Annotated in this window: 13 protein-coding genes and 1 pseudogene; 9 read left to right on the top strand and 5 right to left on the bottom strand. The window is 71.1% G+C overall.

Features of this window, described 5'->3' with window-relative positions:
• Positions 1-1,779, top strand: a complete 1,779-nt coding sequence (locus tag OV427_RS27920) for a peptidase MA family metallohydrolase (protein ID WP_267863488.1) — start codon at positions 1-3, stop codon at positions 1,777-1,779.
• 124 nt (positions 1,780-1,903) lie between these two features.
• Positions 1,904-2,185 carry a hypothetical protein gene (locus OV427_RS27915; RefSeq protein WP_267859229.1) on the top strand — a complete coding sequence of 94 codons (282 nt, stop codon included), beginning with the start codon at positions 1,904-1,906 and terminating at the stop codon, positions 2,183-2,185.
• Positions 2,186-2,251: 66 nt separating this feature from the next.
• On the opposite strand, the gene OV427_RS27910 is transcribed toward OV427_RS27915, so the two are convergent.
• A complete protein-coding gene (locus OV427_RS27910) occupies positions 2,252-4,291 on the bottom strand; it encodes an alpha/beta hydrolase family protein (RefSeq protein WP_267859228.1) in 2,040 nt (679 codons plus the stop codon).
• Between the two features lie 237 nt (positions 4,292-4,528).
• On the opposite strand from OV427_RS27910, the pseudogene OV427_RS27905 reads away from it, so the two are divergent.
• Positions 4,529-5,092 (top strand): annotated as a pseudogene (locus OV427_RS27905) (DsbA family oxidoreductase); the annotation flags it as partial.
• Positions 5,093-5,136: 44 nt separating this feature from the next.
• Complete coding sequence (locus OV427_RS27900; RefSeq protein ID WP_267859227.1) at positions 5,137-5,472, top strand: TerB family tellurite resistance protein; 336 nt, start codon at positions 5,137-5,139, stop codon at positions 5,470-5,472.
• Positions 5,473-5,482: 10 nt separating this feature from the next.
• Here the strand turns inward: OV427_RS27900 and fliB are convergent, their stop codons facing one another.
• The gene (gene fliB / locus OV427_RS27895) at positions 5,483-6,820 is read right to left on the bottom strand and encodes a flagellin lysine-N-methylase (protein ID WP_267859226.1); all 1,338 of its coding nucleotides are present in this window, start codon (positions 6,818-6,820) and stop codon (positions 5,483-5,485) included.
• 10 nt (positions 6,821-6,830) lie between these two features.
• A complete protein-coding gene (locus OV427_RS27890; RefSeq protein ID WP_267859225.1) occupies positions 6,831-10,157 on the bottom strand; it encodes a TIGR02266 family protein in 3,327 nt (1,108 codons plus the stop codon).
• 143 nt (positions 10,158-10,300) lie between these two features.
• Between OV427_RS27890 and OV427_RS27885 the strand changes: the two genes are divergently transcribed.
• Both OV427_RS27885 and mltG read left to right on the top strand, forming a co-directional pair.
• Positions 10,301-11,443 carry a hypothetical protein gene (locus OV427_RS27885; protein WP_267859224.1) on the top strand — a complete coding sequence of 381 codons (1,143 nt, stop codon included), beginning with the start codon at positions 10,301-10,303 and terminating at the stop codon, positions 11,441-11,443.
• Positions 11,444-11,544: 101 nt separating this feature from the next.
• Positions 11,545-12,564 carry an endolytic transglycosylase MltG gene (gene mltG, locus OV427_RS27880; protein ID WP_267859223.1) on the top strand — a complete coding sequence of 340 codons (1,020 nt, stop codon included), beginning with the start codon at positions 11,545-11,547 and terminating at the stop codon, positions 12,562-12,564.
• 45 nt (positions 12,565-12,609) lie between these two features.
• On the opposite strand, the gene OV427_RS27875 is transcribed toward mltG, so the two are convergent.
• Together OV427_RS27875 and OV427_RS27870 are read right to left on the bottom strand one after the other, a co-directional pair.
• Positions 12,610-13,401 (bottom strand): enoyl-CoA hydratase/isomerase family protein, encoded by a 792-nt coding sequence (locus OV427_RS27875; RefSeq protein ID WP_267859222.1) that lies wholly within the window; start codon positions 13,399-13,401, stop codon positions 12,610-12,612.
• Positions 13,402-13,430: 29 nt separating this feature from the next.
• Positions 13,431-14,783 (bottom strand): hypothetical protein, encoded by a 1,353-nt coding sequence (locus tag OV427_RS27870; RefSeq protein WP_267859221.1) that lies wholly within the window; start codon positions 14,781-14,783, stop codon positions 13,431-13,433.
• Between the two features lie 278 nt (positions 14,784-15,061).
• Here OV427_RS27870 and OV427_RS27865 point away from each other — a divergent pair, with 278 nt between their 5' ends.
• From OV427_RS27865 to OV427_RS27855, 3 genes are read left to right on the top strand one after another with little or no spacing between them, the layout of a single operon-like run.
• Positions 15,062-16,090 (top strand): AAA family ATPase, encoded by a 1,029-nt coding sequence (locus tag OV427_RS27865; RefSeq protein WP_163994881.1) that lies wholly within the window; start codon positions 15,062-15,064, stop codon positions 16,088-16,090.
• Positions 16,091-16,102: 12 nt separating this feature from the next.
• On the top strand, positions 16,103-16,981 hold the full coding sequence (locus tag OV427_RS27860; protein ID WP_267859220.1) for a DUF58 domain-containing protein: 879 nt from the start codon (positions 16,103-16,105) through the stop codon (positions 16,979-16,981).
• Positions 16,978-19,077, top strand: a complete 2,100-nt coding sequence (locus OV427_RS27855; protein WP_267859219.1) for a BatA domain-containing protein — start codon at positions 16,978-16,980, stop codon at positions 19,075-19,077. The genes OV427_RS27860 and OV427_RS27855 overlap by 4 nt, the downstream gene beginning before the upstream one ends.
• Positions 19,078-19,117 lie beyond the last annotated feature (40 nt).

Below are 19,117 nucleotides of genomic sequence, written 5' to 3'. Positions count from 1 at the left end.
ATGAAGCACCCCGCGCCCGTGCGCGCCGCCTTCCGAGCCTCTTTCGCGGTGCTGGCCGTGACGCTCTTCTGCGTACCGCCCGCGGCGCTGGCGCAGGACGCGCTCAAGGACGAGGTGAAGGAGCGGCTGGGCCGCGTGGAGCAGTCCCTGGAGGACTGGGACGTCCCCGGCGCCAAGCGCGAGCTGTCCGAGGTGGAGCCGCTGGTCCCCGCGGAGCTGGAGCCGCTCAAGTACTACCAGGGTCGCGTGGCCTTCGAGGAGGGGCGCTACGACGACGCGGTGTCCCTGCTGGAGGGCGCCAACATCGAGGACAAGCCGGGCAGCTACCTGCGGCTGGCCAAGGACACGCGCGACATCACCCGGAGACACCAGCGCGCGGAGAGCGAGCACTTCATCTTCTTCTACCCGAACGGGAAGGAGGAGGTGCTGGTGCCCTACGCGCTGGAGACGCTGGAGTCCATCCACCGCGCCATGGCGGAGGACCTGGGCTGGACGCCGCCCAACGGGAAGATTCGCGTCGAGGTGGTGAACAACGCGCGCGAGCTGTCCAAGGTGAGCACACTCACCGAGAAGCAGATTCGCACCACCGGCACCATCGCCATCTGCAAGTTCAACAAGCTGATGGTGACCAGTCCCAAGGCCGTGGCGCAGGGCTACGACTGGCAGGACACGCTGGCGCACGAGTACATCCACCTCGTCATCAGCCAGTCGAGCCGCAACACGGTGCCCATCTGGCTGCACGAGGGCATGGCCAAGTTCCTCGAGTCGCGCTGGCGCGGCAAGGGCGGCATGGCGATGACGCCCTCCACGCTGGCCCTATTGGGCAAGCGCGTGAAGGCGGACACGCTCATCCCCTTCGAGAAGATGCACCCGTCCATTGCCCTGCTGCCCACCGCCGAGGACGCGGCCGTCGCGTTCGCCGAGGTGTTCTACGCCATCGACTACGTGCACCAGACGAAGGGCTCGGCGGGGCTGCGCACCATCATCCACGAGCTGAAGGGCGGGCAGAAGGACCGCAAGGCAGTGGAGGCGGCCACGGGCATGCCCTTCGCCCTCTTCGAGAAGACCTGGCTGGCCCACATCAAGAAGCAGCCCTTCCCCCAGGAATTGCTGCCGCGCGAGGAGCGCGTGGTGCTGAAGGAGGACGCCAAGGGCAAGGTGAAGGACGAGAGCGAGAAGAAGGGCCGCGAAATCTCCTTCGGCGACTTCGACAACGTGGCGGAGGTGCCGGCGCGCCGCTTCGCGCACCTGGGTGAATTGCTGCGCGAGCGCAACCGCGTGAAGGCCGCGGCGGAGGAGTACGCCAAGGCCCACAAGCTGGTGGGCGACAAGTACGAGTCCATCTCCAACAAGTACGCGCTGGCGCTCCTGGAGCTGCGGCGGCTGGACGAGGCGGAGAGCGTGCTGCGCGGCAGCCTGCGCGTGTACCCGGGCTCGCCCTCCACCAACGTGCACCTGGGCCGCATCCTCATCTTCCGCAAGGACTACCCGAAGGCGAAGGTGGCGTACCTGGAGGCCCTGGCGTCGGACCCGTTCGACCCGGAAATCCACCTGGCCCTCACGCGCATCCACGGCGCGCTGGGCGAGACGGCGCTGGCCTCGCGCACGCGCACGGCCACCGTGCAGCTCACCAACCTCAAGCCCGAGCAGGTGGACCACGCGGCCCAGGTCTTCCTCAACGAGGAGGAGGAGCTGTCGGAGATGAACGTCGGCGCCACCCCCGCCGCGCAGCCACAGCCCGCGCAGCCGCCGGCCCCGAAGCCCGACGCGGGGCGCTGACGCCGCCTGCCCCCCAGGCAGGAGTCCTCGTCACATCCACAATCGGGGCGCATTTTCGCACCCATGACGCACCGCACCTCCGGGTCGTTCCGGGAGGCGTGGCTTCGTTGCATGATGCCGCGCCATGACGCTTCGGACTTTGACGCTGACCACGGTTCTCGCCTTCGGCTCGCTGCTGGCGGGCTGCTCCAACAACGCGGACTCCATCTGCGAGAAGCGGCAGAGCTGCTTCGACGACAACCTCGACACCGGGCAGTGCGCCGAGAAGATCGACAAGTGGATCAAGGACAAGGACGAGGACCGGCGCAGGGAACGCGTGGAGGACTGCGCGCGCTGCATCGACGACCGTTCCTGTGCGGAGGTCCTCGAGAGCTGCATCGACGAATGCTACGACATCCCCTCTTGAAGTGAAGCCCTGCCACCGCCGGGGCCCGCGTGCGAAGGCGGGCCCCGGACGGCGTGACTCACGCGGCTACTTGCGCGTCCACTGGTCCAGCCAGGCCAGCACCTCTTCGTGCCACTGCACGCTGTTGGCCGGCTTCACCACCCAGTGGTTCTCGTCCGGGAAGTAGAGCAGCTTGGAGGGGATGCCCCGCCGCTGCAGCGCGGTGAAGGTGGCCAGCCCCTGCGTCTCCACCACGCGGAAGTCCTGGCCGCCGTGCACCACCATCATCGGCGTCTTCCACTTCGCCACGAACTCGCTGGGGCTGTGCTTGCGGTAGGCCTCGGGCTTCTCCCACGGCGTGCCGTTGTGTTCCCACTCGGGGAACCACAGCTCCTCCGTGTCGTAGTAGCCCATGTGCTCGTCGAAGATGCCGTCGTGGTTGACGAGGCACTGGAAGCCGTCCGCCCAGTTGCCGGCAATCCAGTTGATCATGTACCCGCCGTAGCTCGCACCCAGCGCGCAGCGGCGCTGCTTGTGGATGAACGGGTAGCGCTCCATCGCGGCGGCGAGGCCCTTCTTCAAATCTTCCAGCGGCTTGCCGCCCCAGTCGTCGCGGATGGCGTCGGTGAAGGCCTGGCCGTAGCCGGTGGAGCCGTGGAAGTCGACCATGACGGCCACGTAGCCGCGCGCCGCGTACACCTGGGGGTTCCACCGGTAGTGGAAGTGGTTGCCGAAGGAGCCCTGCGGGCCACCGTGGATGAGGAAGGCCAGCGGATACTGGCGCTTCGCATCGAAGTCCACGGGCTTCACCACCCAGGCGCGCACCGTCTCGTTGTTCCAGCCGGGGAACTCGAACTGCTCGAAGGCGCCGAAGCGGATGCGGGCCAGGGCGTCCTGATTCACCTGCGTGAGCTGGCGCGTGCCGGTGCCGTCCGCGTTCATCACGAACAGGTCCGCGGGCGAGTCCAGGTCGTCATGCACGTAGACGACGCGGCCACCGCCCGCCGGCTGCGGGCTGTCGTCGGTGCCGTCCTTCGTGAGCTGGCTCACCTTGCCGCTGGCCACGTCCAGCGCGAAGACGGGCTGGATGCCGAGGTGGTTGGCCGTCGCGTAGAGCGTCTTGCCGTCCGCGCTCCACGCGAGGGCGCCGGCGGAGCGGTCCCACTCCTCGGCGAGCACGCGCTCCTGGCCGCCGGGCCACGTGCGCAGGATGACGCGGTAGCGGTCCGCCTCGTAGCCGGGGCGGGACATGGCGAGGTAGGCCAGCGTCTTACCGTCCGGACTGAAGACGGGGCTGGTGTCGGTGGCGCGGTTCTTCTCGGTGAGCTTGCGCGGCTTCGCCTTGCCGTCCACCGGGGCGAGGAAGAGGTCCAGGTCGGTGGACCAGGACTCGGCGCGGCCCACGTCGCGGGCGGTGAAGACGACGCTCTTGCCGTCCGGGGTGAAGGTGAACTCCTCCGAGCCGCCGAAGGGCTTGGAGGGGCCGTCCGCATCCAGGCCCTTCATCACGTCCACGGGCGTGCCGCCGGCCACGGGGACGACGAAGACGTGGGAGCGCTTGCCGTCCTTCCACCCGTCCCAGTGGCGCACGAAGAGCTTGTCGAAGCTGCGGCCGGAGGACTTCTTCTTGTTGGAGCGCTCCGCGTCGCGCTGGGTGTTGCACTCCAGGCTGGCGCAGTCGGGGAACACGTCCATGGCCACGGCGAGCTGGCTGCCGTCGCCGGACAGGCGGAAGGCCCCCACGTCGAGGGGGAGCTTCGTCACCTGCTGGGGCTCGCCGCCGTCCACGGGCAGGCGCCACACCTGCGAGGAACCGCCGCGCGAGGAGAGGAAGAAGAGGCTCTTGCCGTCCGGGGCCCAGGTGGGCTCCGAGTCCGAGTCCGGGTGGGAGGTGAGCTGGCGCGGAGCGCCCTGCCCGTCGAGGTTGACGAGCCACAAATCATTGCGGCCGCGGTTGGCCTCCATGTCGGTGGTGCGCAGGACGTAGACAATCTGCTGACCATCCGGGGAGACGCGCGGGCCGCTGAGCCGGCGCATCGTGACCTGGTCCTGGATGGTGTACGGCTGGGGCCGGGCCGGCGCCGGGGTGGCGCCAAGGGCCAGGGCCGCGAGTAGCGACAGCGGCAAGGTGAGTCCTCCTGGGTGGGCCCGCGTCCTCCGGGGGGTTGGGCGCGGGCGTGCTTTCGGACGTGGACGCTGCCCGCTCGGCCGGGCGCTGTCCACCACGTGTCACCGGGAGTACGCGTGACGCGCCGCGGCCTTCACGTCGCCATGACGCCGCGGCGCGACGGTGTTACAGGCAGGGGCATGAGCGAGCCCATCATCGTCCGTGTCTGGTCCGACTTCGTCTGACCCTGGTGTTACGTCGGCCTCGTGGAGGTCGAGAAGCTGAAGAAGGAATACGACGTACAGGTGGACTGGCGTCCATTCTTCCTGCGCCCGGAGACCCCGCCAGAGGGACTGCCCCTGCCGGCCTACGTGCGCGAGCGGATGAAGGACCCCAACAACCCGCTGAAGCGCCGCGCGGCCGCGGCCGGGCTGACCATGGTGGAGCGGGAAGTCATTCCCTCCACCCGGCGCGCCCACCAGGCCGCGGAGTACGCCCGCGAGCAGGGGAAGCTGGAGCCCTTCAACGCGGCCATCCTCCGGCGCTACTGGAGCGAGGGCCAGGACCTCTGGCAGTGGGACACGCTGCGGGGCGCGGCCGAGGAGTCCGGGCTGAATCCGGATGACGTGCAGCGCGCCGTCGAGGAGGGCCGGTACAAGGAGGCCGTGGAGGACTCCGTGAAGCAGGCCCATGAATTGGGCATCAACGCGGTGCCTACGTTCATCCTCGGGGACAAGTTCGGGCTCCAGGGCGCGCAGGACTACTCCGTCTTCAAGCAGGCGATGCAGCGGCTGGGCGTGAAGCCCCGCTCGGAGTCCTGAGGGGCTTTCCTGTCCCCCGGGAGTGACTTAGGAACAGGGGTGCGATGACCACCCCTCCGAGCCCCGAGTCCTTCCACATCGAGGTCGTCAAGCTGCTGCTCCAGGTCGCCACCAGCGATGACCGCATCACCCACGAGGAAATCCAGCACCTCGTGGCGGCCGCGCGCGGCATGAGCGTGCCGCTGGAGGAATTGGCCGCGATGACGCGGTGCTTGAAGAATGGCGAGCCGCTGCCCGCGCCGAACCTGGGCGTGCTGCGCGCCAACCCGGCCGCGGCCATCCAGGCGGCCCGGGAACTCATGGCCAGCGACAGCCACGTGCAGGGAGAGGAAATCGAGATGCTGCGGCAGTTGCGCGAGCTGCTCGGCGTCACGGGCTGAGGGAGCGGGCTCACAGCCCCTTCAGCAGCACCAGCATGCGGCCCAGCGTCTCCGCGCCGCCCTTCCCCGCCAGGCCCTGCGCGAGCGAGTGCAGCTCCGGCGCCTGCTCCACGTGCTTCGCGACGAGCTGGAAGCACTCCACGGCGGCGGCGTCCAGTTGCGCTCTGGCCTCCGCCGAGTCCTCCACTCCGCACAGCGCCACCACCGTCGGGTGGCCGAAGAGCGTCCAGCGCAGCACGGCCGCGCGCAGCGTCAGGCGGAACACGTAGTCCAGCAGCGTGGGCGCGTCGGTGAAGGGGTGGCGCAGCCAGTGGTTCACCGCGTGGTGGCGGAAGTACTGCTCCACGCGCTCGGAAAGGGACGGCACCAGCTTCGCGCAACGCTCGGAGTGGATGCGCCAGACCTCGTCCGGGACTTCCGCGCCGCCGTAGGACGCGAGCGCCGCACGCGCGAGCACCGCGAACCGCTCGCTGCGCACCGCGCCGACCCGGGCCTTCAGCACGGTGGCGCAGATGGCCGCCCACGGGCCTCCTGGCAGCGCGATGGCGGAGAAGCCGGCATGCAGCTCCGCCAGCGTTTCCGGCGCGTCGAAGGAGCGGAGCACGTCGGCGAGCAGTGTCTCGGCTCCGATGCGCGCTGCCTCCGGATGCCGCCCCGCCGGCAGCGCCTCAGCGCCGTCTGGCTGCGACCCGGACAGCAGTGCCTCTGCCCCGCCGCTGAACGCCTCCGTGCCCCGGAAGTAGAACCCATCCAGCCGGAGCGCGAGCTGCCCCAGCGCGAACAACCGCGAGGCGAACGGCACCTCTCGCCGTTGCAGGAGTCGCACCGCCACGGCACGCACGGCCTCCGCGTTCCCCGTCCACGCATCGCCCCCGAGCCGCCGCGCAAGCTCCGGACGCACGGCCACGTCGTCGGACACGGGCACGGGTTCCACGCCGTCCTCCGCGAGCAGGCACAGCCGCGCCACCTCCGGGCACGCGAGCGAGCCGACCACCTCCAGCCGCTCGTCCCCCCGCGTGGCCACGCGGGGGAACGTGGCGCACGCATCCGGAAGCACCGCCTCACCATGCGCCCGGTGCAGCGAGCACAGCTTGCGCTCGTCCAGGAACACGCAGTGCCCGTCCTCGCGCTTGGCGATGACCGCGGCCTCGGCACCGGGCCCGCTGCCTTCGTCCGGCCGGATGAACGCCTCCACCCGCGCCGCGTCCGGACCGCCCGCCACCGCGTCGCGCAGGCGAGTCCAGCGCGCCTCGCTCACGGTGACGACGAGCCCCGCGCAGCAGGTGTCCTCGCACGCATCCGCGAGGCACCTGAACCGCGTCATGTACCGGGGCGCGGTGGCCGTCATGGCGTGAGCGCTACTTGCGGCCCAGCGCCTTCTTGACGAAGCCCCAGAAGCCGCCGGCGCGCTCCTTGAGGTCGGCGCCGCGCCGGTCCTCCGCCGCCTTCACCGACTCCTTGGTCACCTGGAGCTGCTTCTGCAGCTCCTCGGGCGAGTAGCGCGTGGCCAGCGTGGCCTTCACTTCCTTGCGCGTGGAGTACTCGCGCGCCTCCACGTGCAGCACGCACTCGGAGTCGAGCTTGATGGTGACGGCGACGCGCACCGCGCCCTTGGGGCCCTTCGGCAGGCCCTCGATTCGCACCGTGCCCAGGTACTCGTTGGCGGAGATGTGGTTGTCCTCGCCCTGGAAGATGGACAGCTCGAGGAACTCCTCGTTGTCCTTCGTCGTGTTGATGGCGAAGGAGCGCTGCGCGGGCAGCGGGCTGTTGCGCTCGATGACGCGCTTGAAGGCGCCGCCGGGCATGGCCACGCCCACCGTCATGGGCAGCACGTCGATGAGCACCACGCTGCTCACCTTGTCCACCGAGCCCGAGTAGAGCGCCGCGCCCAGGGCCACCGCCTCGTCGGCGTTGACGCTGGCCTGCGGCCCCTTGCCGAACAGCCCCTTCAGCTTGTCGCGCACCAGGGGCATGCGGCTCATGCCGCCCACGAGGATGATGTCATCCACCTCGGAGGCCTTGAGCTTCGCGTCCAGCAGCACGTCCCGCACCACGTCCACGGTGCGGCTGAGCAGCGGGTCGCAGATCTTCTCCAGCTCCTGCCGCGTCATCACGACGCGCAAATCCCGGGGCCGCCCCGCCTCGTCCATCATCAGCATGGGGATGTGGACCTCGAAGGTGGCGCGCTCGGAGAGGGCCATCTTCGCGCGCTCGGCCGCGTCGCTCACGCGAGACAGGGCGATGCCGTCACCGGAGAAGGCGATGCCCTCCTTCTCCTGGAAGCGCGCGAGGAGCGAGTCGACGATGAGGTTGTCGAAGTCGATACCGCCCAGGAAGATGTCGCCGCCGGTGCCGAGCACCTCGAAGACGTTCTTCTCGATTTTGAGGATGGTGGCGTCGAAGGTACCGCCGCCGAGGTCGTAGACGAGGACCTTCTTGTTCAGCTCGCGGTTGAGGCCGTAGGCGAGCGCCGCGGAGGTGGGCTCGTTGAGGATGCGCTCCACCTTGAGCCCGGCGAGGACGCCAGCCTTGCGGACGGCCTCACGCTGCGGCTCGGAGTAGTACGCGGGCACCGTCACCACCGCGCGCTCCACCTTCTGGTTGAGGTGGGCCTCCGCCATCTCCTTGCACTCGCGGAGGATGATGGCCTGCACCTCCTCGAGCGACAGCACGTTGTCGCCCAGGCGCACGGCGGCACGGCCCGCGGCGTCGGGGACGATTTCGTAGTGGAAGCGCTCGCGGACCTGGTTCACCACGGCGCTGTCGTAGGGACGGCCCACCAGCCGCTTCGCGCCGTAGATGGTCTGCTGCGGGCGCAGCACGAGCTGGTTCTTCGCGCGGTGGCTGACGAGCAGCTTGTTCTGCGCGTTGAGCGAGATGACCGACGGAATCGTGTTGTAGCCCTCGCGCGAGCGCAGCACGAGCGGCCGGCCGTTGGTGAGCAGCGCCACGCACGAGTTGGTGGTGCCCAGGTCGATGCCGATGACCGGGCCCGTGCCGCTGAGCTGCCCGGGCGGCGGAAGGAAGATGGTCCTCGGCAGGCCGCGCTCGTCCAGCGCGGGCGCGACGGGTGCCTGTTTCGCCGCGGCCGGGGTGAGCAGCGTGGGCGTGCCCAGGGGCTCGGGAACGCGCGGGGCCTCGCGGCGCACGTTGGGCAGCGACGGCGCGGGCGGCGCAGGGGGCGCCACGGGAGGAGGCGGAGGGCGGACTGCCGGGGCGGCCACCTGCGGCGCGGGCGGAGGCGCCACGGGCCGGGCAGGCGCCGGTGGGGCCTTGGCGGCGGGAGCGGGTGTGGGGCTGGCAGACCCGAACGCGTCGTCGTCCGACAGGTCCAGGTCGAACTCGATGCTGCCGCCCGTGGAGCGGGCCGCGGCGGGGGCCGGAGGCGGCGTCACCGGAGCCGGAGCCGACATGGCCGCGCGGGGCGGAGGCGGAGGCGCCACGGGAGGGGCCTCCTCCATGGCGTCGGACAGGTCCAGGTCGAACTCGAAGCTGCCACCCGAGGAGCGGGCCTCTGCGGGCGCCGGAGGCGGCGCCACGGGTGCCGGCGCGGCGCGAGGCGGCGGAGGCGGCGCGGCCACCGCGCGAGGGGCCGGAGGCGGCGCCACCGCGCGAGGCGGCGGCGCCTCTTCCGCGGCGTCGCCGAAGTCCAGCTCGAACTCGATGCCGGCACTGGGCGACGACTGAGCGGGAGGCGGAGGCGGAGGCGCGACGCGCGGCGGAGGCGCCGCGGCACGGGGCGCCTCTTCCACGGCATCACCGAGGTCCAGCTCGAACTCCAGGGCCCCGCCCGAAGGAGAAGGGCCGGTGGAGGGCGGCTCGAGCTCCACCGTGAAGCCGATCTCGATGGGTGGCTCGTCGAGCGGCAGGTCCATGGCCACGGGCGTGCCGACGACGGGGGCCTCCATCTCGAAGTCGAACCCGGGCAGCGGCTCGTCCCCGTCCGGCGGAGTGGGCGGAGGCGGCGTGCTCGCGATGAGCTCGTCGAGTGGGATGTCCACGTCGTCGTCCGCGACGGGCGGAGGCGTCGTGTACGCGGCGGAGGCCGGCGTGGGCGTCGGGGGCGAGAAGTCGAACGTCTCGTCCGCCATGGACGTGGACGGGGCGGGCCCGTCCGACGACTCCAGGTCATCGAAGAGCGAGTCGAGCGCCATGCCCCCCGAGGCGCGCTGCGTCGGCGCCGGGGCCGCGGGGCGCACGGGAGCGGGAGGCACGGGGGCGGATGTCGGCGTGGGCCGCGCCTGCACGGGGGCGGCGCGGGGGGCCACGGGCGCCACGGCGGGAGCGACAGCGGGCGCCACCGAGGGCGCGATGGAGGGCAGCGGCGTCACGGCGGACACGGCGGCGTCCGACTTGCGCTGCAGGAGCATCATGTCCACGAGCGCGCGGCTGGCGGTGTCGAGCTCCTCGAACTGGAGTCCCATGCCAGGAGGCCCGGCCGGGTCTCCGACCTCGCGGACCCAGCGCACCACGGCGGCGCCGCGCAGCACGCGCACGCCTCCGGCGATCTGTACCTCGAACTTGACGGGTGTCCCCACGGGCTGTGGGGTGCGCGAGCGGACGAACATCCCACCCGGGCTCAGGTTGGTGGCGAACTCCTCCGCGAAGCTCCCCACCGTTTCATGCTTGAGCTTCACCAGCAGACCCACTGCTTTGCGGTCCGTGGTGCGCCTGCCTTGATCCATAGCGCCCGACAATCGCGGTACATGACGCCGCGCTCAAGAGGGTTTTGACCCCTCGGCTGGCCGCCCGGCGGTTGGACGACGGCAGGTGCGCAGTTTCCTACCTGCACCTTCCTGTATCTTGCTGACCCTCGCAGGAGCCCTTCATGAGCGCTGCCACCCTCACCGCCGCCGCGCCGGCCCGCTCGGGCTGGCTCGTGGACCGGCGGCACGACCTGATTTCCACAGTGGGCGGGGCCGCCGCGAGCTTCGCGTTGGTCGGGCTGCATGTCTGGGGTGGCGTCAGCAGCCTGGTGCTGTGGTGGGCGTGGGTGCTGGCGCTGGACGGGCCGCACCTGTTCGCCACGGTGTCGCGCACGTACCTGGACGCGCGCGAGTGGCGGACGCGGCGCCGGTTGCTGCTGGGCAGCCTGGGGTGGTTCGCGTCGGGGCCGCTGTGCTTCGGCGTGTCGGCGCTCTTGGGGACGAAGGTGCCCTTCGTGGTGTTCCTGACGCTCGCGTCGCTGTGGGCGTACTGGCACGTGGTGCGGCAGCACTACGGCATCATGGTGCTGTACCAGCGCAAGGGCGGCGAGTCGTCACCGGGGGACCGGAAGCTGGACAGCGTGACGCTGTACACGGGGCTGCTGGCGCCGTTCGTGGCGTTCGCGGTGACGCACCCGACGGCGCGCAGGCAGTTGGGGCTGACGGGCGAGCCCACGTGGGAGCCGGTGGTCGCGGGGGCATGCTTCGCGCTGGTGGGGGCGCTGGTGGTGCTCTACGCCGTGCGGCAGGTGCTGCGGTGGCGGGCGGGCCAGCGGGTGAACGGGCCGAAGATGCTGATGATGGGCGCGGCGCTGGGACTGACGGCGGTGGTGTTCTGGCCGTCGGTGTCGGCGCGCATGGACTTCATCATGTTCGCCGTGGCGGTGACGGCGTTCCACAACGTGCAGTACCACGGCGTGGTCTGGTTCTATCACCGCAACCGCTACCACTCGGCCGGGGTGGACCCGAAGGCTTTCGGCTGGGCGCCGAAGGTGAGCCGGCGCTTCGTCATCTACGCGGTGTGTGGCGTGGTCTTCACGCTGCTGTACCGGGGACTGGGCTGCGGCTTCGGCGCGCACCCGGGCTGCGGCGGGTTCGACCTGCGGGTGCCGCTGGGGGCGGGGCTGACGCTGAGGGACTTGATGGGGGGCTTCATCTGGGGCTTCGCCCTCCACCACTACTACCTGGACCAGAAAATCTGGCGTGTGAGTCGGGATGCGGGGCTGAACAAGGACTTGAAGCTCGGCACCCCCGCGGCGGCGTAGGCCGCACACCGCCTGCCCTCCCGCCAGGCCAGCGCCCGGGACCAGACATCCCGCGATACGAACTGCTGCGAAGCCGAAGCCAGGTGTTACCCTGCGCCGCGATGAAGCGTTTCGTCCTCTTCTTGTGCGTGGTCGTCGTAATGCTGGCCATTGGCGGCACCGGTGCCTTCCTGTGGGCCGAAGGTCAGCTGCGGAGCACCATGGCGCCCCCCGGGGCGGCCCCCGTGGAGTTCACCGTCCCCAAGGGCACGTCCGGGCGCGGCCTGGGCGCGCTGCTCGCCGACCAGGGACTCATCCGCGACGCGCGCATCTGGCGCTGGCTCCTGTTCCGCCGCGGTTCCTTCTCGCCCAAGGCCGGGCGCCATGAGGTCAGCCCCTCGATGACGATGGCGGAGCTCGCCACCGCGCTGGAGGGCAACCCCATCCCCGAGGACGTGCCCTTCGTCGTCGTGGAAGGCTGGCGCCTGCGCGACACCGACGCGGCGCTCACGGCGGCGGGCCTCATCACCGCCGGCGCGTACATCGCCGAGGCCAGCAACCCCGGCAAGTTCACCGCGCCGTTCCCCCTGCCCACCGTGGGTACGCTGGAGGGCTACCTCTACCCGGAGACCTACGGCATCCTCCCGGGCAAGCTGGACGTGCACCAGCTCATCCAGCGCCAGCTCGACATGTTCGCCGAGCGCTTCTTCGCTCCCAACCGCGACGGGCTCACCAAGAGCGGGCGCACGCTGCACGAGGTGGTCATCATGGCCTCCATGCTGGAGCGCGAGGAGCCCCTCCCCGAGCAGCGCCCGCTGGTGGCCGGCATCCTCTGGAAGCGCGTGGACAAGGGCTTCCCGCTCGGCGTGGACGCCACGTCGCGCTACGAGCTGGCGCAGTGGAATGACCGCATCGCATTCCTCAAGCGCCTGCGCGACACGCAGGACCCGTACAACACCCGGCACCGCAAGGGCCTGCCGCCGAGCCCCATCGGCGCGCCCACCGTCGCGTCGCTCCAGGCGGCCATGACGCCGAAGCCGAGCGACTTCTGGTACTACCTGCACGACGCCGAGCGGAAGCTGCACCCGTCGCGCAACGCGGACGAGCACGAGGCGCTGCGCCGCAAGTACAACGTGTACTGAGTTGGAGTGCGGCCCCGCGCCTCGACGCAGGCGCGGGCGCGGAAGTCAGCGTCCCTCGAACACGGGCGGCCTGCGCGCCGCCGCGGCCGCGAGCCCCTCGCCCAGGTCCGCGCTGCCGTAGCTCTCCGCCTGGAAGCGCGCCTCCTCCTCCAGCGCGACCTGAAGTGCCGCGCGGTCCGGAGCCAGCCGCTGCTTGAGGGCGCGCATGGCCAGCGGCGCATTGCCGGCCAATTGCACCGCCAGGGCGCGGGCGCGCGAGAGCGCGGTGCCCGGGGGCGCGGCCTCCAGCGCGAGCCCGAGGCGCGCTGCTTCCTTCCCGTCGAAGCGGCGGCCGGTGAGGAGCAGCTCCGCCGCGGCTTGTGCTCCCGCGCGCCGGGGCACGAAGTACGTCGCGCCCATGCCGGGGTGCAGGCCGAGCTGCACGAAGTTGAGCGCGAGCTTCGCGTCCTCGCCCACGATGCACACGTCACACGCGAGCGCCACGCACAGCCCCGCGCCGATGGCCGGCCCCTCCACCGCGGCCACGGTGGGCATGGGCAAATCCAGCACGCTCAGGTAGCGCGCGTAGAAGTCGAGCATGAAGACGCGAGCCTCCTCGAAGGAGGCCTTGCGCAGCCGCTCCAGCATCTTCAAATCGCCGCCAGCGGAGAACGCGCCTCCCGCTCCGGTGAGGACGACGGCGCGCACGTCGGTGCGCTCACGCAGCGATTCCACGTGGGAGCGCAGCGCGGCCCCCAGCTCGGGGGTCATCACGTTGCGGCGGGCGGTGTCATTCAAGGTGAGGGTGGCGATGGCACCCTCCACCTCCAGCAGGACGTCAGCGGCAGGAGCGGACATGGGCGCGCACTGTAGCGGCCCGCGCGCGACTACGGCACCACGACCCGCAGGAACGCATCCTGGTTCCACGCCTTGCCCGCGCCATCGCGCTGCCATCCCGTGACGGCGAGCCCCTTCCCGGGCACCACCGCCATCCCCGCCGCCGCGAGCGAGCACTCTCCGCTCTGGCATGGCGCCACGGACAGCCGCTGCTCGTCCCGCCACGCCCCGTCCGCGCCGTACCGCGTGAGCACGTCGCCGCACGCCACCGCCACCGTGCCCTCACCATCCACCGCCACGGCCGGCCCCACCTCCGTCACCGCGCCACACACCGGCTGCTTCAGCCAGCGCTCGCTCCCGTCCGGCCCCACGGTGAACACATACGCCCCCGAGCTGCCGAGCGACGCCTCACCCCACACCATCAGCCCCGTGAAGTCGCCCGCCACCGCCACCGCGCCATCCGGCCCCACCGCCACCGACGTGACACGACCCTTCGCGCCCGGCACCTCGCGGCCCCACGCCAGCCGCCCGTCCGCTTCGAACGCGAGCACCACCAGGCTCCGCACATTCGGCGTCCCGAACGTCCGGCCCTCCACCTCCAGCGCGCCCACGAGCTGCCCCGCGAGCACCGACAGCCCGGCGGGAGTCACCGCCACCGCATCCAGCAACGTGCCCTCCCCCGCCCCCGCGAAGCGCCGCGTCCACCGCACGGAGCCATCCGCCCCGTAGCGCGTGAGCACCGGGTCATGTGCCTCCGCCGTCCACTCCTCGCCCGCCGCCAGCACACCGCCCGCCGCGTCCGCAGCCACCGCGTGCGCCTTCTGCCCCACGCGCTGCTGCCACACCGCGGTGCCTTCGGAGGAGAACTTCACCAGGAAGCCGTCCTGCGCCTCGCCCAGCCCGAAGTCCGCCGAGTACAGGAACGCATTGCCCGTGAGGAACACCGCCCCGTCGCTCCCAGGGGACGCCGCCACGCGCGTCCCGGACAGGCGGTTGCGGACGAACTCGCGAGACCCGCGCACCTGCCCCTCCGGCGAATACCGCGCCAGCGTCAGCGCCAGCTTCTCCCCCGCCACCGACTCGCGGTCCTCGTCCGAGCGCGGGGTGCTCGACACCACGACCAGCACGTCCCCGTCCCGCCCCACCGCCACCCCCGTGCCGCTGTCGTCCTGGGGACCGCCGACGACCTGGCTCCACGCCTGCCTCGCGGACGGCGCGGGCCGCTCGGGGGGCGTCTGCGTGGACTCACCGGCCCCCTCCGGGCGCGAGGGCACCACCGCGCCCATGGCCGGCGGCCCGTCGTCCGTGGGGGTCGCCTCCGCGCTCCCGCCACACCCCGGCAGCCACAGCAGGGCCATGGGAAGCAGTCCCAGCCAACGGTTGCCCACTCGCTCTGACCGCATGCGCGCTCCAGGGAACCCGCCTGCCGTCACTGGCAGCAGGGCCTCGGGAACGTATGCAGCGTGTCCTGGGAGCGGCATTCCCCCGCCCCCGGGTAGGGCCAGACATGGCCGGGGGGCGTGCAGGCGGCCGGAGCCGCCACCCTCCTGTACCCGGACGTGCCGGAATGTACGGCAGCGGAATAGGTCTGCGCCCCAACGGTTGCCAGCGCACGCCTCGGCCGCTCTCGTGACGGAAACCGTTGGTCCCTGCGCCGCCCGCGAATTAAGAGAACCCTTCCATGGAAAGCGCCGCCCCTGCCCCACGCCCCGTGCCCGACGCCTCGAGCGACGACCTCCGCGCCGTCGAGGAGCTCTCCCAGGCCCGGAACGAAATCGTCGCTCAAATCGAGAAGCGCGTCGTCGGCCAGCGCGAAGTGGTGGAGCACCTGCTCATCTCGCTCTTCAGCCGCGGCCACTGCCTCTTCGTCGGTGTGCCCGGCCTCGCCAAGACGCTGCTCATCTCCACCCTGGCGGACGTCCTCAACCTCTCCTTCAACCGCATCCAGTTCACCCCGGACCTGATGCCGTCGGACATCACCGGCACGGACATCCTCGAAGAGGACCGCACCACCGGCCGGCGCACCTTCCGCTTCCTCCAGGGTCCCCTGTTCGCGAACATCATCCTCGCGGACGAGGTGAACCGCACCCCGCCCAAGACGCAGGCCGCGCTGCTCCAGGCCATGCAGGAGTACCGCGTCACCGCCGGCGGCCGCACCTACCCGTTGGACCTGCCCTTCCTCGTCTTCGCCACGCAGAACCCCATCGAGCAGGAGGGCACGTACCCGCTGCCCGAGGCGCAGCTCGACCGGTTCATGTTCCTGGTGGACGTGGGCTACCCCACCGCCGAGGAAGAGGTGCAGATCGTCAAGAGCACCACCGGCGGTCCGCAGCCGAAGCTGGAGAAGATTCTCTCCCCCGAGCGCATCCTCGCCCTCCAGGAGCTGGTGCGCCGCGTCCCCGTGCCCGACCACGTGGTGCGCTACGCGGTGGACCTGGTGCGCCACACGCGTCCCAAGGAGCCGGGCGCTCCGGACTTCATCGCCAAGAATGCGTCCTGGGGCGCGGGGCCTCGCGCGAGCCAATACCTGGTGGTCGCCGCCAAGGCGCGCGCCATCCTCAACGGCCGCTTCGTGGCCACCGTCGAGGACGTGCGCGCGCTGGCGCGTCCGGTGCTGCGCCACCGCGTGCTGCCCAACTTCACCGCGGAGAGCGAGGGCATCACCTCGGTGAAGCTCATCGACCAGCTCCTCGCGGTGGTGAAGGGCTAGGCGCGCCCACGCATGCTGCTCGACGCCCAGACGCTGGCCCGCCTCCGCGGAGTGAAGCTGCGCGCCCGCGCGGTGATGGAGGGCGTGCTGTCCGGCCTCCACAAGAGCCCCCATCAGGGGCAGAGCGTGGAGTTCGCCGAGCACAAGGAGTACGCCCCCGGCGACGAGCTGCGCCACCTGGACTGGAAGGCGTACGGCAAGTTCGACAAGTACTACGTCAAGCGCTTCGAGCATGAGACGAACCTGCGCGCCGTCATGGTGGTGGATGCCTCCGCCTCCATGGGCTACCGCAGCGGCGCACTGAGCAAGCTGGACGTGGCCAACACGCTGGCCGGCGCGCTCTGCTACCTGCTGGTGCGCCAGCAGGACGCGGCGGGCCTGGCGCTGATGACGGGCGGCAAGTGGCGGGACGTGCCGCCGCGCGCGTCCGCGGGCCACCTCAACGTGCTGCTCGACACGCTGGAGTCCACGCAGCCCAACGGCGCCACGGACCTGGGCAGCGCCGCGGACCACCTGGTGGAGGTGCTGCCGCGCCGCTCCACCGTCATCGTCCTGTCTGACTTGCTCGACGAGAACCAGGACGCGCTCAAGCGCATCCTCGCGCTGCGGCAGCGGAAGAACGACGTCTCCGTGTTCCACCTGGTGGACCCGGCGGAGCTGACGTTCCCCTTCGATGACCCCACGCTGTTCCTCGACATGGAGGGCGAGGGCCGCATCGAAGTCAATCCGCGCGAAATCAAGGAGAGCTACCTGGAGGAGTTCAACGCCTTCCTCGCGAGCACGAAGGCCGCGTGCGCCGAGGCGGACGTGGACTACGAGTTGGTGCGCACCGACGACAAGCTGGACGACGTGCTGCTGCGCTACCTCGCGCGGCGCGGGAGGCGCGGGTGACGTTCGGCAATCCGTGGATGCTGCTGGGCGCGCTGGGCGCCCTCATCCCCCTGCTGGTGCACCTGTTCGACCGGCGCCGTCCCCGGCCGCATCCCTTCGGTCCGCTGGCCTTCGTGCTGCGCAGCCAGAAGCGCACCGCCAGCCGCCTCAAGCTCAAGCGCCTGCTGCTGTACGCGCTGCGCACCCTCATCCTCCTCGCCATTCCCATTGCGCTGGCCCGGCCGGAATGGAGCCGCGACGCGGCGGCCGCGCAAATCGTGAAGGGCCCCGCCGCCACGGCCATCATCCTGGACGCGTCGCTGTCCATGCGCTGGTCGGACGGCACGTCCCTCTTCGAGCGAGGCCGGGACGAGGCGCGTGACGCGCTGAAGGACCTGCTCCCAGAGGAGCCCGCCACGGTGCTGGTGTGCACGGAGTCGCCGGCCGCGCCTCCGCCGCCCGGCTTCGACCGGGCCCGGCTGCGGGGCATGGTGGACGAGGCGAAGCCGACCTACGGGGCCGCGGACCTGTCGCGCTGCATGGACATGGCGGCGCGGGCGCTGGAGGAGAACCCCATGCCGGGCAAGCGGCTGGTGGTGGTCTCCGACATGACGGCCGGAGCCTTCCGACTGGAGGCGCCGCCGCCCACGGTGAAGGGCCCCACGGGCGCGCCCGTGAAGCCGGAAGTGGTGCTGCGCGACGCGGCCAGCGGTCGGGACGTGCTGAACAACCACGCGATTGTCGACCTCAAGGTGGAGCCCGCGCTGCAGGCGGGGCCTCGCTCGTTCCAGTTCACCTTCACGGTGCGCAACTTCGGCGCGGAGGCGGTGAAGGACCTGGAGGCCACCGTGCGCGTGGGCGAGACGATGCTGGCCAAGGGCTTCGTGGACGTGCCCGCGGGCGGCACCACGCAGAAGGCGCTGACGGTGCGCTTCCCGCAGGGCGGCACGGTGGTGGGGCAGGTGTCGCTGGCGCCGGACTCGCTGGCGGAGGATGACAAGCGGGCCTTCGTACTGCCGGTGCCTCGCGCGCTGAAGGCGCTGGTGGTGAACGGGGCGCCGCATGCGACGCGCTACCGGGACGAGGCCTTCTTCGTGGATGCGGCGCTCACCGCGCCGGGCTCGCCGGTGGAGGTGGCCACGCGCGACGCGGAGGTGGGGCTGCGCGAGGACTTCTCCACGTATGACCTGGTGCTGCTGCTCAACGTGGCGGCGCCGGGCGCGGACGACGCGAAGCGACTGGCGGACTTCGTGGAGAACGGCGGTGGCCTCTTCATCAGCATGGGCGACCGGGTGAACACGGAGGAGTACAACGAGCGGCTCAGCAGCGTGCTGCCGCGCCCGCTGCGCCTGGTGCGCACCAGTGTCGAGCGCGAGGACCCGGAAGCGGACACGAAGACGGCGCGGCTGGCGAAGGTGTCGGTGGAGCACGTCCTCTTCTCGCCCTTCACGGGGCGCGCCGAGGAAGGACTCATCGGGGCGCGCTTCTACAAGTACATGCTGCTGGAGGCGGACAACCCGGGCTCACCGGGTGCGAGCCAGGTGCTGGCCACGTACGAGGACGGCGCTCCGGCGGTGGCGGTGATGCGCAAGGGCAAGGGGCGCGTGGCGCTGTTCACCAGCACGGTGGACCGCGACTGGAGTGACTTCGCGATTCGCACCTCGTTCCTGCCGTTGATGCAGCGCTTCGCCGCGTACCTCACGGGCTCGCTGGAGGAGCGCGAGGAGATTCGGGTGCGCGTAGGCGAGGGCGCGACGCTGCGGCCCGAGGGCACACAGAAGGTGTCCGCGGTGCGCGCTCCGGATGGCAGTGAGGTGCCGGTGAAGGAGCAGCCGGACGGCTCGCTGGTGGCGGGCCCGGTGACGGAGCCGGGCGCGTACTCGGTGCTGGGCGCGGACGGCAAGATGCTGCCGGCGCTGTCCTTCGCCGCGTCGCTGGACCCGGCGGAGAGTGACCTGGGCCGCGTGCCGCAGGACACCCTCACCGCGTACTTCGGAGAAGACACGGTGAAGGCGTCCAGCGGCGACTCGGACAAGCCGGCCGTGCCGCTGTGGACGTGGCTGATTCTCGCCGCGTGTCTGGCGTTCTTCTTCGAGGGCACGCTGCTGCGCAAGTAGGCGCACACCCGTTTGTCTATCGCGAGCAGCACCCCATGCC

Source organism: Pyxidicoccus sp. MSG2 (genome assembly GCF_026626705.1).
GTDB lineage: Bacteria > Myxococcota > Myxococcia > Myxococcales > Myxococcaceae > Myxococcus.
This window is presented reverse-complemented; position numbering and strand designations above follow the sequence as displayed.

Excerpts from the sequence above, each read along its gene's own strand:
- OV427_RS27920 (WP_267863488.1), top strand. The coding sequence starts at position 1 with ATGAAGCACCCCGCGCCCGTGCGCGCCGCCTTCCGAGCCTCTTTCGCG.
- OV427_RS27915 (WP_267859229.1), top strand. The coding sequence starts at position 1,904 with ATGACGCTTCGGACTTTGACGCTGACCACGGTTCTCGCCTTCGGCTCG.
- OV427_RS27900 (WP_267859227.1), top strand. The coding sequence starts at position 5,137 with ATGACCACCCCTCCGAGCCCCGAGTCCTTCCACATCGAGGTCGTCAAG.
- fliB (WP_267859226.1), bottom strand. The coding sequence starts at position 6,820 with ATGACGGCCACCGCGCCCCGGTACATGACGCGGTTCAGGTGCCTCGCG.
- OV427_RS27890 (WP_267859225.1), bottom strand. The coding sequence starts at position 10,157 with ATGGATCAAGGCAGGCGCACCACGGACCGCAAAGCAGTGGGTCTGCTG.
- OV427_RS27885 (WP_267859224.1), top strand. The coding sequence starts at position 10,301 with ATGAGCGCTGCCACCCTCACCGCCGCCGCGCCGGCCCGCTCGGGCTGG.
- mltG (WP_267859223.1), top strand. The coding sequence starts at position 11,545 with ATGAAGCGTTTCGTCCTCTTCTTGTGCGTGGTCGTCGTAATGCTGGCC.
- OV427_RS27875 (WP_267859222.1), bottom strand. The coding sequence starts at position 13,401 with ATGTCCGCTCCTGCCGCTGACGTCCTGCTGGAGGTGGAGGGTGCCATC.
- OV427_RS27870 (WP_267859221.1), bottom strand. The coding sequence starts at position 14,783 with ATGCGGTCAGAGCGAGTGGGCAACCGTTGGCTGGGACTGCTTCCCATG.
- OV427_RS27865 (WP_163994881.1), top strand. The coding sequence starts at position 15,062 with ATGGAAAGCGCCGCCCCTGCCCCACGCCCCGTGCCCGACGCCTCGAGC.
- OV427_RS27860 (WP_267859220.1), top strand. The coding sequence starts at position 16,103 with ATGCTGCTCGACGCCCAGACGCTGGCCCGCCTCCGCGGAGTGAAGCTG.